The organism is Flavobacterium sp. PL12, from assembly GCF_039123485.1.
GTDB lineage: Bacteria > Bacteroidota > Bacteroidia > Flavobacteriales > Flavobacteriaceae > Flavobacterium > Flavobacterium weaverense.
Map to the genome: position 1 here is coordinate 31,770 of NZ_JBANDI010000021.1, position 16,088 is coordinate 47,857.

A 16,088-nucleotide genomic window follows, 5' to 3' on the forward strand; every position below is an offset into this window, starting at 1 on the left:
CAACCTTTGCCCTAGGTAAAATGAGCAATGTTATGGACACACAAAACTGTTTCCATTGTGGTTTAGATATTATAAAAGAGGACGAAATTGTTTTTGATGCTAAAATTTTCTGTTGTAACGGTTGTAAAACGGTTTATGAAATTTTTAGTCTGAATGATATGTCTTGCTATTATGATTTTGAAAAATCACCTGGAGCAACTCCGCAGGATATTAAAGGTAAATATGATTTTTTAGATAATGAAAGCATTGTATCCAAACTTTTGGAATTCGAAGAGAATTCAACCGCTATTATTTCACTTAACATTCCACACATACACTGTAGCTCGTGTATTTGGATTTTGGAAAATCTACAGCGTCTTCAAAAAGGAATAAGTACTTCTCAAGTTAATTTTCCTGAAAAGAAGGTTCGAATTACCTATAATCCTGAAATCGTAACCATCAAAAGTATTGTTTACTTACTCAGTTCGATAGGCTATGAGCCTTATATTAGTTTAGAAAACTATGAAACTGGAGATAATAAAGTGGATCGCACGCTAACTTACAAATTAGGCGTTGCTTTCTTCTGTTTTGGGAATGTGATGTTATTATCATTTCCTGAATATTTTGAAGTAAAAGAGTACTGGCTTGATCAATACCGTGGTTTCTTTAGATGGTTAATTTTTGCGTTGGCTATGCCAAGTTTCTTTTACTCGGCTAGTGGATACTACGTTTCCGCATACAAAAGCATTAAAACTAAAATGCTAAATATCGATATTCCTATAGCTTTAGGAATTGTGGTAATGTTTGTTAGAAGTGCATTTGATATCATAATGGATTACGGTTCAGGCTTTTTTGATAGTTTGACAGGATTGATTTTCTTTATGCTTTTAGGTAAAATGTTCCAAATCAAAACTTATAGTTTCTTGAGTTTCGAAAGAGATTTTAAATCCTATTTCCCAATTGCAATTACTAAAATTAAAGCAGACTCCTCAGAGGAAAGTGTGCCAATTTATGAGGTCGAAAAAGGAGATCGTTTACTAATAAGGAACCAGGAATTGATTCCTGTGGATGGAATCTTAATCTCAGAACAAGCTGAAATAGACTATAGTTTTGTTACAGGTGAAGCCGTTGCGATTGCAAAGAAATCAGGTGACAAAGTTTTTGCAGGCGGAAAGCAAATAGGGAAAGTTATCGAAATGGAAGTTTTACATTCAGTTTCTCAAAGTTATTTAACGCAGTTGTGGAGTAATGATGTTTTCCAAAAAAATGTCGAGCAGAAACACAAAACCATTACAGATAGCATTTCTCGCTATTTCACACCAATACTTTTATTAATTGCTTTTGCATCATTTGGATATTGGATTTTTATAGATGCTAATATCGCTTTTAATGTTTTCACAGCTGTTTTAATTGTCGCGTGTCCGTGCGCTCTAGCATTAACAGCACCTTTTACTTTTGGCAATGTATTGCGAATTATGGGTAAGCAGAAATTTTATCTGAAGAACGCATTAGTGATCGAGCAATTGGCAAAAGTTGATACCATTGTTTTCGACAAAACAGGAACAATTACGACGAATAAAAAATCAAATATCTCTTATGAAGGCGATGAATTATCAGATGAAAATTTATTGTTGATAAAAAATGTCCTTCGCGCTTCTAATCATCCATTGAGTCGGATGTTATATGATTATTTGCCTTTACCAATTTTAGAAAATAAATCTGCTTCGAATGCTAAAAAAATGAAAGTTGATTATTTCGAAGAGATCGTTGGAAAAGGTATTAAGTCGCAAATTTTTGGTTACCATATTTTAATTGGTTCTGCGGCTTTTGTAGAGAAAATAGAAAATTCTAATCTTAAGCAAACGTCAGTTCATATAAAAATTGATGAGGTGTATTATGGAAAGTTTATTTTTAACAATCAGTACAGAGATGGTTTAGAGGAGTTATTTAATGTTTTAAGTAAGCAGTATAAAATCAAAGTTTTATCTGGAGATAATGAAGGTGAGCGCTCGGTGTTAGAGGAATTGTTACCTAAGGGAACTGAGCTCGTTTTTAATCAAAAACCAGAACAAAAATTAGAGTTTATTAAAAACTTGCAAGATAGTGGTAGTAACGTTATGATGGTGGGCGATGGTTTGAACGATGCTGGTGCTTTGGCACAAAGTAATGTAGGGATTTCAATTTCAGAAAATGTAAATGTCTTCTCTCCCGCTTGTGATGCTATTTTAGATGCTTCTGAATTTAAAAAATTAAACTATTTCCTCAACTTTTCTAAGAATTCTATTACTACAATTAAGATGAGTTTTGCACTGTCTTTATTATATAATGTAGTAGGTCTTTCATTTGCAGTGACGGGAAATTTGCTGCCACTAGTTGCAGCTATTATAATGCCGCTGAGCACTATAACAATTGTTAGCTTTGTGACAGTGATGAGTAGCTACTACTCCAAGAAGAAATAAATTCAAAATTAAAATAATTGTCTATCTTCACATTTATTTAACGTTTGTCAATATGTATGACAATTGTCATGTTTTGCGTAAAATAATCACAGTAATTTTGTTCACATAAACTTAGGTATGAGTGTCATTTATTTATTAATAACCATCAGTATAATCATTGCGATTGGCTTTTTTATTGCCTTTATAACAGCGGTCAAAACAGGACAATACGATGATGATTACACACCGTCTGTCAGAATGCTTTTTGATGATGAGTTGATGAAATCTCCAAAAAAAGTAACACAATTAGAAGAAATTGAAGAAAAGGAGCAGGATAAATAGTCCAGTTCTATTGACTTCAAACATTAAAATTAAAATAAAAAACAAATTTAATTATGGAAATGCAGCAGTTTTATTATGACAACAAAATTGTAAAGAAATTCATTTTTGCTACTATCGCTTTCGGTGTAGTAGGGATGATAGTTGGGCTCACATTGGCCTTTATGTTTCTTTTCCCAAACATGACCGATGGAATATCGTGGTTAAGCTACGGTAGGTTGAGACCTTTACATACAAACGCTGTTATTTTTGCTTTTGTAGGAAATGCTTTTTTTGCTGGAATGTATTATTCCATGCAGCGATTGCTTAAAGCGAGAATGTTTAGTGATTTATTAAGTAATATTCACTTCTGGGGTTGGCAATTAATTATTGTTGGAGCCGCTATAACACTGCCTTTGGGTTATAGTTCTTCAAAAGAATATGCTGAGCTGGAGTGGCCTATTGATATTGCAATTACCATTATTTGGGTTGTAATGGGAATCAATATGATTGGGACTATGATAAAACGTAGAGAGCGCCACTTATATGTTGCGATCTGGTTTTACTTAGCAACTTTCGTTACTGTTGCGGTATTGCATATTTTCAACAATTTAGAGATTCCGGTATCTGCTTGGAAAAGTTATTCTGTTTATGCAGGAGTTCAAGATGCATTAGTTCAATGGTGGTATGGTCATAACGCAGTTGCATTTTTCCTAACGACTCCTTTCTTAGGTTTGATGTATTACTTTGTACCTAAAGCTGCTAATCGTCCGGTTTACTCATATAGACTATCTATTGTTCACTTCTGGTCTTTAATTTTTATTTATATCTGGGCTGGACCGCACCACTTGTTATATTCGGCATTACCTAACTGGGCGCAAAACTTAGGTGTTGCATTCTCAATTATGTTGCTTGCTCCATCTTGGGGAGGTATGATTAATGGATTGTTAACATTAAGAGGTGTTTGGGATAAAGTACGTGTTGATCCTGTTTTGAAATTCTTCGTTGTTGCAATTACTGGTTATGGTATGGCTACTTTTGAAGGTCCAATGTTGTCTCTTAAAAACGTAAATGCTATCGCGCACTACACGGACTGGATTATTGCACACGTTCACGTAGGTGCATTAGCATGGAATGGTTTCTTAGCATTCGGTATGATTTATTGGTTGGTTCCTAGAATGTCTAAAACTACTTTGTACTCTTTAAAGTTAGCTAACTTCCACTTTTGGATTGGTACTTTAGGTATTATATTATATACAATACCAATGTATGTTGCAGGTTTCTTGCAAGCATCTATGTGGAAACAATTTAATCCAGACGGAACTTTAACGTATGGTAACTTCCTTGAAACGGTAACTCAAATCATGCCAATGTATTGGATGAGAGCTATTGGTGGATGTCTTTATTTAACTGGAATGCTTGTTTTAGTGTATAACATCATTCAAACACTAAGAGCAGGATCTGTAATTGAAGATGAATTAGCTGAAGCTCCAGCATTAGTAAGAATTAGCTCTGGAAGAGTTAAAGGAGAAAAATTCCACCCTTGGTTGGAAAGAAAACCAATTCAGTTAACAATTTTAGCAACAATCGCTATTTTAATTGGAGGTGTGATTCAAATTGTACCTACGATAATGGTTAAATCGAATATACCAACAATTACAAGTGTTAAACCATATTCTCCGCTAGAATTAGAAGGACGTGATTTATACATTCGTGAAGGTTGTGTAGGATGTCACTCTCAGTCTGTACGTCCTTTCCGTAGTGAAGTGGAACGTTATGGACCACAATCTAAAGCAGGTGAGTTTGTTTATGACCATCCATTCTTGTGGGGATCAAAACGTACAGGACCAGATTTATTAAGAGTAGGTGGTAAATACAATGACAACTGGCACTTTAACCACTTCTGGAGCCCACAAAGTATTTCAGCCGGTTCTATTATGCCTGGATACAAATGGTTGTTTGATAATAAAGCAATGGACATTTCTCATACTCAAAAGAAAATGGAAGTGATGGTAACATTAGGTGTTCCGTACACTGAAGCTGAAGTAGCTGGTGGATTAGATAACCTAAGAAAACAAGCAATTTCGATTGAAGAAAGTTTGAAAAACGATCCAGATTTTGTGAAAAGTTACGAGGAAAGCAAGCAAAAAGCAGCAGCTAGAGGTGAGGAATTTGTTCCAATGAACGAAAGAGAAATTGTAGCTATGATTGCTTATATGCAAAGACTTGGAACTGATATAAAAGTAAAGAAATAGTACTAAAATTATAAAGTCATGTTCGAACAAGTAAAACATAATTTAGAGACAATTGATGGTGTGGAAACATTTCCAATCATATCGTTATTAATATTTTTCTCCTTTTTTGTAGGATTAGGAATTTGGGTTTTTTCCTATAAAAAAGAGAGAATAGACGAGTTGAGCCAAATGCCATTAGAAGACAATAAAATAGTATAATTTTTTAATAATATATAGAATGAAAAAATTAATTCCAGCATACGTTAGCGTAATTGTCATTTTCTTTGCTGCATTTGGGGCGATGGAATATTTCATAGACTCGGGCAATCAACCAGCTTTCATTAGGTATCCTATGGTTTCTGTCTTCTTACTAGTTTTTCTTTTCGTATTAATAGCGATATCAATTACAATGAGAGCGGTAGATAATATTACCTATCATTTACTGACCGAACAGGAAAAAGCCGAATTACAAGAGAAAAGTGATGAGAGTTTTACGGATAGCGAATGGTATAAAAAATTAGTATCAACTTTTGTAAGACCAGAATCTACAATAGTAAGTGAAGATCAATTGCTGTTAGAGCACGATTACGATGGTATTAAAGAATTAGATAATAATCTTCCGCCATGGTGGGTATATTTATTCTATGCTTCTATTGTTTTTGGAATTGTTTATATGGTTAGATTCGAAATCTTAGGTGCTGATGACCAAGAAATGGAGTTGGCTAAAGAGATCGCTCAAGCTAAAATTGAAGTAGCAGAATATATGAAAACTGCTCCTGATATGATGGACGAAGAAACAGTAACAGTATTAACTGCAGCAGCAGATTTATCAGCAGGAAAGGAAATATATATAACAAATTGTGCAGCATGTCATAGAGCAGATGCAGGTGGACAAATTGGTCCAAACCTAACAGATGATTACTGGATTTTAGGTGGCGGGATAAAAAATATATTCCACACACTAGTAAATGGTGGACGTGATGGTAAAGGTATGATTGCATGGAAAGGAACTTTAAAGCCTAAAGAAATGCAAAAGGTAGCGAGTTACATTATCTCATTACGAGGAAGTGATCCAGCTGATGCAAAAGAAGCAGAAGGTGAAGTTTGGGTAGACAAAGATGCTGCTAAATCTACTACAATTCCGGTACCAAATGCTATTGACTCTACACAAGTAAAGTAATATCATAATAAAAGAGCTTTAGAAAAATTATTTTTTAAAGCTCTTCATTAATTTTTTTTAAAATTAAAAAAATGTCAAAATTACCAGATGAAGCTTTTAGAGATACTATTGGAACGATAGATGTAGATGGTAGTAGAAAATTTATTTTTCCAAAAAAACCTTCAGGTAGGTTTTACGATTATAGGAAGTGGGTTAGTTACATTTTACTAATTATTCTTGTCGCTAATCCTTTTATAAAGATTAATGGCAATCAGTTCATGATGTTTAATATTCTTGAACGTCGATTTAATATTTTCGGATTTCCATTTTGGCCACAGGATTTCTACATTTTTGTTCTTTTTTTACTGGTAGGTGTCGTATTCGTAATTCTGTTTACTGTGATTTTTGGACGGATATTTTGTGGATGGATTTGTCCGCAAACTATATTTTTAGAGATGGTTTTTCGTCGAATTGAATATTTGATTGAAGGGGATAGAGGAGCTCAAATTCGTCTAGAGAAACAAGAGTGGAACGCGGAGAAAATTAGAAAAAAAGCACTTAAATGGACTGTGTTTCTTATTATTTCGTTTTTTATTGCTAATGTATTTCTTGCCTATTTAATTAGTAGTGATAAACTATTTTTAATGATTGATGAAGGACCTGTTAATCACATGAGTACTTTGATTTCTTTACTAATCTTCACAGGTATATTTTATTTTGTTTTTGCATGGTTTAGAGAGCAAGTATGTATTATTGCTTGTCCGTATGGAAGGTTACAAGGTGTATTATTAGATGATAAATCTATAAATGTAGCTTATGACTTTGTACGAGGTGAAAAGGAATTAGGAAGAGCAAAATACAATAAGCAAGAAGATCGCGCTGCAAGTGGAAAAGGAGATTGTATTGATTGTAAACAGTGTGTGCATGTTTGTCCTACCGGAATTGATATTCGTAATGGTACTCAAATGGAATGCGTGAATTGTACGGCTTGTATTGATGAATGTGATGTTATTATGGATAACATCGGTTTGCCACGAGGTTTAATCCGTTATGCATCAGAAGAGGAAATTGAGAAAAAAAATAAGTTTAAGATAACGCCAAGAATTAAGGGATATTCAGCTGTATTGTTTATTCTTACAGGAATTTTAATTGGTCTTTTATTCTTACGTACTGATGTTGAAGCTACAATTTTACGTTTACCAGGGCAGCTATTCCAACATAAAGGAGATAATATAAGTAATATCTACACTTTCAAAATTATTAATAAAACTAACAATGATTTTAATGATGTTCATTTTAAATTAGTTGGTATAAATGGTACTTTGAATGTAGTAGGTAAACAAGAATTAAAAGTGCCAAAACAAGGAATGAGTGGTGGTACATTATTTGTCGAAATCAATAAAAATTTATTGGATAGCGATAAAACAAAATTGAAGATCGAAGTTTACGATGGTGATAAGAAAATTGAAACGAGTACGACTAACTTTTTAAGTCCACGAAGTTTCGATTAACACTTTTGCAATACTTCAAATTATTAAATAAAATATCATGAAAATTAATTGGGGAACAGCAATTGTCATTGCTTTCAGTTTGTTTATTTCGTTCATATTGTATTTTGTTATAAAAGTTCAATCAGATTCAAAATACGATAATGATTTGGTCGTAGAAGAATATTATAAGCACGATGCTAAATTTGGTGATGAGATGGAGCGCATTCAAAATGCTCAAGATTTAAAATCAAAACCTATAATTACTATAATGGAAGAAGGAGTTACTGTTGTTTTTCCAAAAACTTTAGTTCCAAAAAATATCAAAGGAAAAGTGTCCCTTTATAGACCGTCTAACAAAAAATTAGATTTCGAAATTCCTATTTCATTATCTGATGCTACTACTTTGCTCATACCTAAAAAAAGTTTGGCAGGCGGTCGATGGGACATTAACATGGAATGGCAATATGATGGAAAATTATATTTGACTAAAGAAACAATTTACATTAATTAGATAAAAGCCATAAAGTCAAATATTGACATTATGGCTTTTAATCTTTATAATATCCTATATAGTAAAATGCTATACTCAGCGTTTATATTCGGTTTAATAAGTAGTTTTCATTGCATAGGTATGTGCGGACCTATTGCGATGATGTTGCCTGTAGATCGAACGAATCAAGCTAAAAAGGTAACACAAATAATTACATATCATATTGGACGATTAACTGCTTACGGAACTATCGGATTTGTTTTCGGACTTCTAGGTAAAGGTTTCTTCTTAGCAGGAATTCAGCAAAATTTATCGATATTCATAGGTGCCGCAACGATTATTGTAGTGTTGATACCAGAGAAGATTTTCGCAAAATATAATTTTTCTAAACCAGCGTATAGATTAATCTCGAAAATTAAGATAGCCTTAGGAAGTCAATTTAGAAACAAAAGCTATAAATCATTATTTACTATTGGTTTATTAAACGGATTTTTACCGTGTGGAATGGTTTATGTCGCTCTCTTTGGCGCAATTGCGATGCAAAGTGAAAGTCTTGGAGTTTTGTATATGATATTATTTGGTCTTGGTACAGTTCCTATGATGAGTAGTATTGTGTACATTAATTCGTACTTGACAATGCCTGTTAGAAATAAAATCCAAAAATTAATTCCATACGTTGCTGTTTTAATCGGATGCTTGTTTATTTTGAGAGGTTTAGGATTAGGAATTCCTTATATCTCGCCATCCAATATGAGCTTGTTCGTTCAAGAAGATCCAAATTGTCACTAACGTATTAGTAACCATACTAAAAAAAAAAACACGCTGTAAACGTGTTTTTTTTATTTAACTAAGAATTTATATTGTCATCGAAAACAATTCGGTTTCCGGAGCTTTTCGTTTTAATCGAAGATCAAATGCCATGCAGATATTTCGAACATAAGGTTTGCCAGCATCTGTTACTTCGATACTGTTTTCTTTAATAATAAGTAAGCCATCGTTTTCCATTTCTTTCAATTGAATTAGAACATCCGGAATTTCTTCAAAGTAAACATCTTTATTTTCCCATGAAGTTTCAAATTGGCACATTAAATTCAAGATGTGTTTTCTGATTATTAAATCTTCATTTGTCAGCGAATGTCCGCGATAAATAGGTATTTTATCCCATTCTAATATTTGGTAATAATCTTCTAAGTTTTTTACATTTTGTGCAAAACTATACCAACTATCGCTAATAGATGAAACGCCTAAACCTATCATTAATTGTGTTTTTGAAGAGCTGTAACCCATAAAATTACGATGTAATTTTCCGTTTTCAAAAGCATCATGAAGACTATCAGTTTCTAAGGCAAAATGATCCATTCCTATTTCGTGATAACCATTTTCGAAAAGTAGTTTTTTACCTGTTTCATATAACAATCTTTTCTTGTCATCTTTTGGTATATCTTCATCTTTAAAACCACGCTGACCGTTTCCTTTTATCCACGGAACGTGAGCATAACTGTAAAATGCCAATCGATCAGGTTGTAATGATTTTGTTTTTTCTATCGTATCGATAATATCATCAAGTTCTTGAAATGGTAAACCAAATATGATATCGTGGCCTATCGAAGTATAACCTATTTCTCTAGCCCAGAAAGTAACCTTTGCAACGTTGTGAAAGGGTTGTTCTCTATGAATTGCTTTCTGCACTTTTGCAGAATAATCTTGTACTCCGTAGCTTACTCTTCTAAAACCTAAATCGTATAGCTTTTGCAAATGCTCATAAGAGGTATTGTTAGGATGTCCTTCAAAACTAAATTCATAATTTTCTGCTTTAGTTGCGCTTGTGAAAATACCGTTTATTAAATCCTCTAGATTTTTTGGGGAGAAAAAAGTAGGCGTTCCGCCTCCTAAATGGATTTCTTTTACAGTTGGCTTTTCTCCTAATATTTTACAGTAGATTGACCATTCTTTTAAGACAGCTTCTATATAAGGATTTTCTACACTGTGGTTTTTTGTGATACGCTTATTACATCCACAAAAAGTGCATAGACTTTCACAAAAAGGAAGATGTATATAAAGACTTATTCCTTCTGGACCGTTACTTTGTATAAATGATTTTTTTAAGGTGTCAGTCCATGCTTCATATGAAAAATCAGCTTCATCCCAATAGGGAACCGTAGGATAACTAGTGTATCTGGGACCTGGAACGTTGTATTTTTGAATTAAGGAGTTTTTCATAATAAAAGCTTTTAGTAATATCCAAAAGTACTCCTAACACTAAATATTTAAAATGATATTTATCATGTTAGAAAAAGACAAAAAAAAAGAGACCTTTTTAAAGTCTCTTTTAAATTATTTAGTAATACAGTTATCAATTAGTGATTTCCATTTTTTTGCAAGCTGATGATCTTCGTATAAGCAAAGTTGTCCCATTTGGTCATTGACTATTTTGTAAAATGGAATAGATTCTGATTTTTTACTATTCTTATATTGGAACTCTAAATCTACTTGATTTGTATCATCAGTAGTGCTGTCCTTAGTAACGTTCACTTTACAAGATTGTACATCATTTAAATTGATAAATGAATTAGACTCTGTCTTCGGGTTAAAATCCATTAAAATAAATCCTTTATTGTGTTCGTCGAAAGCCAAAACTTTTTTATTTAATGTGTCTATCACCTCAAATTTAAAATTTCCTGGCTGAGAGTATTGATTTATAATCGAATTAATTTTTGATTTGTTAAGTGAATTTGATCGTATTGAGTAGAATATTGGAATAGCGATTAAGAAAGATAATGCAAGTCCGATAATTGTAATTGAAGTTTCCATTTTTTTTAATTTTAGGTGTTTATATAACAAGATGACTTGAACCAATTGATTTGTTCAAATAGTTTGAGTAAATAATATTAATTTGTGTTAATTGCGAGAATTAAAAAAGTCTCTTAATAATAGAAGTAAGAATATATTTTACCAAAAAGAGTGATACGGAAATAAGAGTAGCGAAACCATCTCGCATCGATTGATGTCTTGATTCGCATAACGGATGAAAAGAGTCTTAATTTTAAACTCTGGAAGTAAAGCTAAATAGCTTTCTAAATATTTTACTACAGTGTAGCTTTGTGTTTTATACTGTAATATAAAAGCAGCTGTAGTTTGAGGCTGAATAAAAACAGAACTATGTATACTGTCTGGTGAATAAGAAGGTGCTGTTTTTTCTATTTCGATGGAGTCACCCAATGATTTGCTAGCAGTAAAAGCAGCGAAAATAACTAATGAAAGTCCAATAATAAGTATTGTTCTCCTTAACCAATCCATAATGTAAATATAGCCATTGGATTTGATTATGAGTCATTCTTTCCTGTAAATGAAGGTTATTCTGCGAATTAACACAGATAAAAAAAAACCTCGAACAGTATTTGTTCGAGGTTACTACTTTATAAGCTTATTTGTAGTTTATTCTACGTTAAGATTTCGCAACTGTTTAAGTTTTTCTTTCCAAACAGTAAGCGTTTCTTTATGAATTGCTATGTTTTTTCTAACTTCTAGAACTATAGAGTTTTCTTTTTTAGCGTTACGCGTATTGGTGAAAAACTGAATGTTATTTTCTAATTGGAAAATTTCATTTTGAACTTCTTCAATTTTGCGCATGATAAAAATCTTCTCATTATCAAGCTTGCGTGTATCGTTACTTTCAGATAAATGATCCATTCTATTTGAAAAACGCATCATCTCAGTATCTTTTTTACTTAGATTTAATTTTTCAAAAAGAGCATCTAGTATTTTATTGAACTTACCTTCGATATGTCTTCTTGGAAAAGGAACTTTACCAAAGTTTTTCCAAGTTTCGATGTGCAATTTTATAGCGTCTAAATCTGCTTTATGCTCACCTATCAGTTGAAACTCTCTTAGTGTTTCTAAATAGGCTTTCTTGTTATCGAATGCTTCTACTTCTTCACTATTTTCTTCGTTTTTTTGCTCTTTTAACTTCTCAAAATAATGATTACAAGCATCTTTAAATTCTTTCCAGATTTTATCTGAATATTTTCTTGGTACATGACCTATTTGCTTCCATTCTTCTTGAATTTGCTTCATGATAGGAGTTGTAGCAGCAAAATCTGTACTTTCTTGTAACTCTTTAGCCTTGGCTACAAGCGCCGTTTTTTTACTTAAATTATCGTTTTGATCCTTCTTAATATCTTTGTAAAAAGAGTTTTTGAAAGAATTAAAATTTCTAACAGCAGTTTTAAAAGCAGACCACGTTTCTTCATTTACGTCGGAAGGGACTTTGCCAGCTGAGAAAAAAGCAGTACGTAAAGCTTCTACTTTTTCAATCTGTGCAAGCCATTGTGAATGAGCATTAACTTTCTCAGTTGCTAAAACTTCAATTTGAGCGATTATCTCTTTTTTCTTTTCTAGATTTTCTTGCTCTGTACCTCTTTGGTTTTCAAATAGAACTTCTCTTTTATCATGCATTTGTTTAGTTAATTCACTAAACTTATTCCAGATATCATCACGGTGTTCTCTAGAAACTGGACCGATATCTTCTTTCCAAATTCTATGTAAATCCTGTAATTCTCTAAAAGCTTTATTGATGTCCGCTTCGTTTACTAGTTCTTCGACACGTGCAACTATTTTTTGTTTTTGCTCAAGATTGTGCTTAAAGTCTAAATCTCTTGCTTCTCTATCTAAGTGTAAATAATCGTAAAAATTCTCTACGTGGAAATGGAAATTATTCCATACATGATTGTATTTGTCTTTAGGAATTGGTCCTGCATTTTTCCAACGGTCTCTTAAATCATTAAAATGTTTTAAGGTGTCTTTAATGTTTGCTTGAGGATCTATAAGTTCTTTAAGTTCCTCAACGATTGCTAATCTATTTTCTAAATTAGATTTTAGATTAGTTTGCAAACTTTTGAAATGCATGTTTTTAGCATCTCTAAAAATGGAATAATATTTATCGAAATTTGTTTTTAGAGGAGAATGATATTGGAAATCTTCATTTGGATCTTGATTTTCAGCAAGGAATTCTTCTTTTTTCTCTTCTAAAAGATGATTGTATTTTGCTAAGAATGATTTTTTAATTTCTTCAATATGATCTTTAGCAGATAATACTTTTTCGTTCGAAACTAAATTAGATAACTCGTCTACTAATTCCTCTAATGATAAAGTATCATAATCTTGCATAGGAATAGCATGACGTTCTTTCAGCGTTTCATCTTCACTTTCTTCAGCATTGGAATCTGCGATAGCGTCAACGGCGTTCTGATTTTTCGTTTCAACGACATCAGCGGAATTACTTTCTTCTGGATTTACAACATTGTCTTCAGCAGGTTCTTCAGTCATTTCCGTAGATGCGGATTGCTCTAAATTATCCGTTGGAGATTGGTTTGTATCAACCGCACTGTTTTCCACGTTTCCATCTGTTTCGTTTTCATTACGAGACAGGTTATCATTCTTTTCTTCTAACATTTGTTCAATGTGTAAGGTTTTTAATTGTATCTATTGCGAAAGGTACTAAAGCCCTATGAAAGTACAAAATTAATATGCTAATTATGGGCACTTTTGATGGAAAACAATCGATTTAAAGTGATTATAAATTATTAAGCTGAACATTCTTGCCTAAGTATTAATTATTTTTAGGTATTTGAAAACCTTGTAAATAAAAAAAAAGCTATAACTTTTAAGGGTTATAGCTTGAAATATTGGTAGATGCCTTTGTGTTTTAGTTTTATTTATTCCAAATTTCCCATGCTTTCTCGGCCTGAAAAATAAGCATATCTAAACCATTTTTTGTTTTAGCGCCTCGTTCTTTTGCTTTTTTTAAAAATTGTGTTTCTTCTGGATTGTAAATTAAATCATAAGCAATATGCTTTTCTGTAAAATACTCGTAAGGAATTAGTGGAAAAGCATCAATATTAGGACTTGTTCCTACTGGAGTTGAATTAATTATGATTTGATAATTTTCAAATGTTAAAGCATTAATAGCTTCATAACTAATTGCATTTTCTTTCGCTTCTCTAGAAACAAATGTATAGGAAATCTTTAACTCGTCCAAAGCGAAAGCTACACCTTTTGAAGCGCCACCTGTTCCTAAGATTAATGCTCGCTGATGACTTTTATTTAATAGAGGTTTTAACGATTTTTTAAAGCCAAAATAGTCAGTGTTATATCCTTTAAGCTTGCCTTTTTTGGAAACTTTAATCGTATTAACAGCACCAATTTTCTTTGCTTTTTTTGATAATTTATCCAAGAAAGAAATTACAGTTTCTTTGTAAGGAATTGTAACGCTCAAACCTTTTAATTCTAAATTGTCTCTAATAATCTCAGGGAAAGCTGTAATTTCTTGAATATCAAAATTCTCATAAGTACAACCTTCAAAGTTTTCATTACTAAATTTCTCAGTAAAATATCCTTTAGAAAAGGAGTAGCTTATATTTCTACCCAACAAACCAAAACGCTTTTTTACTATTTCAATCATTATGGTTTTATGTATTTTAAGATATGATTCTGAACTATTTTTCTTGCCCAAACTACCGGATATAATTCCTCGAGAACAACTTTGTTATCAAAGTTTAGTCGTAAAGCATTACTCAAATGAAATTTTGCTTTAGTATTGTCAGCTTGCATATAATACAATCCAGCTAATCGATATTCAACTTCGTTTTCTTCCGGAAAATATTCAGACGCCTGCAGCAATGTTTTTATTGCGCTATCAAATTCTCCTAAAAATTGAAGAATATCAACCCAAAACAACCATGTTTCTAAAGAGTGGTCTCCAAATTCGACTGCTTTTCTATATCCAAACTCTGCTTCCTCAAAAAAGTTCATTTGTTTATTTATAGAGGCATATCGCTTCCAGTACAATTGATTTTGATTATCAATTGCTAATGCTTTGTTGACAAAGAAAAGTGCTTTTTGAAAGTTTTTTTGGCGAACATAAAAGTCAGTAATTGCAATCCATCCTTTATCAAGAAGCGGATCTTCATGCACTGTTTGATTAAAATATTTTAGAGCAAGTGCTTTATTTCCTAATTTCTCGTGACATTTTCCTATTCTTAGTAATGCATATGAAGTTGCATCATCTAGCTCTATAGTTCTTTCGTAACTTTCAATAGCTTCCTTATATTTTTTAAGTCTTTCAAAAGCTTTCGCTTTTTCCATAAACGCTCCTAAGAATTCATCTTCTATTAAAGTCGCGTAATCGAAAGCGCGAATTGCATTTTCATATTCTTTTACACCGTAATGCAATCGACCTACTTGGTGCCAAGCAATCTCACTGTATGGATTTTTTTCAATATATTCATTTAAGAAAGTAATCGCTTCTTGATTTTGATCTAAAAATTCAAAGCAATAAACAACATTATATAATGCAGATTGATCTTCTAAGTCTTCCTCTAAGCATTTGATAAAACTTTCTTTCGCTAATTCGAAATTATCCATGAATAAGTATTCCATACCTATTAAATTATAGACATCAGCATAATCATCGGTATATTTTAAAGCAATTTTTAATAACTCAACTGCTTTTTCGTGTTGGTCTCTTTTAGAGTATATATTTGCTTTTTGAATGTATATCTCTTCGTTCGTAGGTTCGATTGCATATAATTCATTTAGCAATTTTTCGGCTAATTCTAGTTTGTCATCATAGACTAACATCTCCACTTGGACTAGTTTTAGTCCTGTTGATTTGGGGTGTTGATCAAGTGCTAACTTTAATGCTTTTTTAGCTAAAGCGGCCTTACCCATATCGAGATAATGAAGAATGATTTCTTCAAATTCCTCAGAGTCAAAAAAGAGCACTTTGTTGGTTTTCAACATAGACTCAAATTTAGACAAGGATAAGTTATAGTCTTCTTCTTCGTTGCTTAATTGCATACTGTGTTTTTTTAATTTGGCCTAAATAAAGTTAGGCATCATTAATGTTAAAGCGGTGAGGAGTAGGAATTGTTTTGAACAATTTAATTAACAAAAAACAAATTTCAATTTATAAATATTTTT

Annotated in this window: 14 protein-coding genes; 8 read left to right on the top strand and 6 right to left on the bottom strand. The window is 32.2% G+C overall.

Translation table 11 applies throughout. The annotated features are described in order from the left end of the window. Nucleotides 1-32: 32 nt before the first annotated feature. From RCH19_RS10650 to RCH19_RS10685, 8 genes are all read left to right on the top strand, one after another. Entirely contained in the window at nucleotides 33-2,438 is a 2,406-nt protein-coding gene (locus tag RCH19_RS10650; protein ID WP_343023209.1) for a heavy metal translocating P-type ATPase metal-binding domain-containing protein, read from the top strand. A 117-nt stretch (nucleotides 2,439-2,555) separates the two neighbouring features. Further along, nucleotides 2,556-2,759, top strand: coding sequence for a cbb3-type cytochrome oxidase assembly protein CcoS (gene ccoS / locus RCH19_RS10655; RefSeq protein WP_121924376.1), 204 nt, complete (start codon nucleotides 2,556-2,558; stop codon nucleotides 2,757-2,759). Nucleotides 2,760-2,812: 53 nt separating this feature from the next. After that, entirely contained in the window at nucleotides 2,813-4,990 is a 2,178-nt protein-coding gene (ccoN, locus tag RCH19_RS10660) for a cytochrome-c oxidase, cbb3-type subunit I (RefSeq protein ID WP_121924377.1), read from the top strand. A gap of 18 nt (nucleotides 4,991-5,008) precedes the next feature. Further along, nucleotides 5,009-5,188: a cbb3-type cytochrome c oxidase subunit 3 gene (locus RCH19_RS10665; RefSeq protein ID WP_121924378.1), complete on the top strand. Its 180-nt coding sequence runs from the start codon at nucleotides 5,009-5,011 to the stop codon at nucleotides 5,186-5,188. Nucleotides 5,189-5,207: 19 nt separating this feature from the next. Further along, entirely contained in the window at nucleotides 5,208-6,149 is a 942-nt protein-coding gene (locus RCH19_RS10670; RefSeq protein ID WP_343023210.1) for a cbb3-type cytochrome c oxidase N-terminal domain-containing protein, read from the top strand. Nucleotides 6,150-6,220: 71 nt separating this feature from the next. Then, on the top strand, nucleotides 6,221-7,639 hold the full coding sequence (gene ccoG, locus RCH19_RS10675) for a cytochrome c oxidase accessory protein CcoG (protein ID WP_343023211.1): 1,419 nt from the start codon (nucleotides 6,221-6,223) through the stop codon (nucleotides 7,637-7,639). A gap of 37 nt (nucleotides 7,640-7,676) precedes the next feature. Then, nucleotides 7,677-8,129 (top strand): FixH family protein, encoded by a 453-nt coding sequence (locus tag RCH19_RS10680; protein WP_343023212.1) that lies wholly within the window; start codon nucleotides 7,677-7,679, stop codon nucleotides 8,127-8,129. A gap of 66 nt (nucleotides 8,130-8,195) precedes the next feature. Continuing rightward, complete coding sequence (locus tag RCH19_RS10685; protein ID WP_343023236.1) at nucleotides 8,196-8,897, top strand: sulfite exporter TauE/SafE family protein; 702 nt, start codon at nucleotides 8,196-8,198, stop codon at nucleotides 8,895-8,897. A 66-nt stretch (nucleotides 8,898-8,963) separates the two neighbouring features. On the opposite strand, the gene hemN is transcribed toward RCH19_RS10685, so the two are convergent. From hemN to RCH19_RS10715, 6 genes are all read right to left on the bottom strand, one after another. Beyond that, nucleotides 8,964-10,328, bottom strand: coding sequence for an oxygen-independent coproporphyrinogen III oxidase (gene hemN, locus RCH19_RS10690; RefSeq protein WP_343023213.1), 1,365 nt, complete (start codon nucleotides 10,326-10,328; stop codon nucleotides 8,964-8,966). Between the two features lie 114 nt (nucleotides 10,329-10,442). Continuing rightward, a complete protein-coding gene (locus RCH19_RS10695; protein ID WP_343023214.1) occupies nucleotides 10,443-10,919 on the bottom strand; it encodes a hypothetical protein in 477 nt (158 codons plus the stop codon). Between the two features lie 138 nt (nucleotides 10,920-11,057). Beyond that, on the bottom strand, nucleotides 11,058-11,405 hold the full coding sequence (locus RCH19_RS10700; RefSeq protein WP_121924385.1) for a hypothetical protein: 348 nt from the start codon (nucleotides 11,403-11,405) through the stop codon (nucleotides 11,058-11,060). A 138-nt stretch (nucleotides 11,406-11,543) separates the two neighbouring features. Continuing rightward, nucleotides 11,544-13,559, bottom strand: a complete 2,016-nt coding sequence (locus RCH19_RS10705; RefSeq protein ID WP_343023215.1) for a DUF349 domain-containing protein — start codon at nucleotides 13,557-13,559, stop codon at nucleotides 11,544-11,546. Nucleotides 13,560-13,818: 259 nt separating this feature from the next. Further along, on the bottom strand, nucleotides 13,819-14,568 hold the full coding sequence (locus RCH19_RS10710; protein ID WP_343023216.1) for a shikimate dehydrogenase: 750 nt from the start codon (nucleotides 14,566-14,568) through the stop codon (nucleotides 13,819-13,821). Then, nucleotides 14,568-15,965, bottom strand: a complete 1,398-nt coding sequence (locus RCH19_RS10715) for a tetratricopeptide repeat protein (protein ID WP_343023217.1) — start codon at nucleotides 15,963-15,965, stop codon at nucleotides 14,568-14,570. The genes RCH19_RS10710 and RCH19_RS10715 overlap by 1 nt, the downstream gene beginning before the upstream one ends. Nucleotides 15,966-16,088 lie beyond the last annotated feature (123 nt).

What these genes read in the sequence shown, in the direction of transcription:
- RCH19_RS10650 (WP_343023209.1), top strand. Translation starts at nt 33, where the DNA reads ATGGACACACAAAACTGTTTCCATTGTGGTTTAGATATTATAAAAGAG.
- ccoS (WP_121924376.1), top strand. Translation starts at nt 2,556, where the DNA reads ATGAGTGTCATTTATTTATTAATAACCATCAGTATAATCATTGCGATT.
- ccoN (WP_121924377.1), top strand. Translation starts at nt 2,813, where the DNA reads ATGGAAATGCAGCAGTTTTATTATGACAACAAAATTGTAAAGAAATTC.
- RCH19_RS10665 (WP_121924378.1), top strand. Translation starts at nt 5,009, where the DNA reads ATGTTCGAACAAGTAAAACATAATTTAGAGACAATTGATGGTGTGGAA.
- RCH19_RS10670 (WP_343023210.1), top strand. Translation starts at nt 5,208, where the DNA reads ATGAAAAAATTAATTCCAGCATACGTTAGCGTAATTGTCATTTTCTTT.
- ccoG (WP_343023211.1), top strand. Translation starts at nt 6,221, where the DNA reads ATGTCAAAATTACCAGATGAAGCTTTTAGAGATACTATTGGAACGATA.
- RCH19_RS10680 (WP_343023212.1), top strand. Translation starts at nt 7,677, where the DNA reads ATGAAAATTAATTGGGGAACAGCAATTGTCATTGCTTTCAGTTTGTTT.
- RCH19_RS10685 (WP_343023236.1), top strand. Translation starts at nt 8,196, where the DNA reads ATGCTATACTCAGCGTTTATATTCGGTTTAATAAGTAGTTTTCATTGC.
- hemN (WP_343023213.1), bottom strand. Translation starts at nt 10,328, where the DNA reads ATGAAAAACTCCTTAATTCAAAAATACAACGTTCCAGGTCCCAGATAC.
- RCH19_RS10695 (WP_343023214.1), bottom strand. Translation starts at nt 10,919, where the DNA reads ATGGAAACTTCAATTACAATTATCGGACTTGCATTATCTTTCTTAATC.
- RCH19_RS10700 (WP_121924385.1), bottom strand. Translation starts at nt 11,405, where the DNA reads ATGGATTGGTTAAGGAGAACAATACTTATTATTGGACTTTCATTAGTT.
- RCH19_RS10705 (WP_343023215.1), bottom strand. Translation starts at nt 13,559, where the DNA reads ATGTTAGAAGAAAAGAATGATAACCTGTCTCGTAATGAAAACGAAACA.
- RCH19_RS10710 (WP_343023216.1), bottom strand. Translation starts at nt 14,568, where the DNA reads ATGATTGAAATAGTAAAAAAGCGTTTTGGTTTGTTGGGTAGAAATATA.
- RCH19_RS10715 (WP_343023217.1), bottom strand. Translation starts at nt 15,965, where the DNA reads ATGCAATTAAGCAACGAAGAAGAAGACTATAACTTATCCTTGTCTAAA.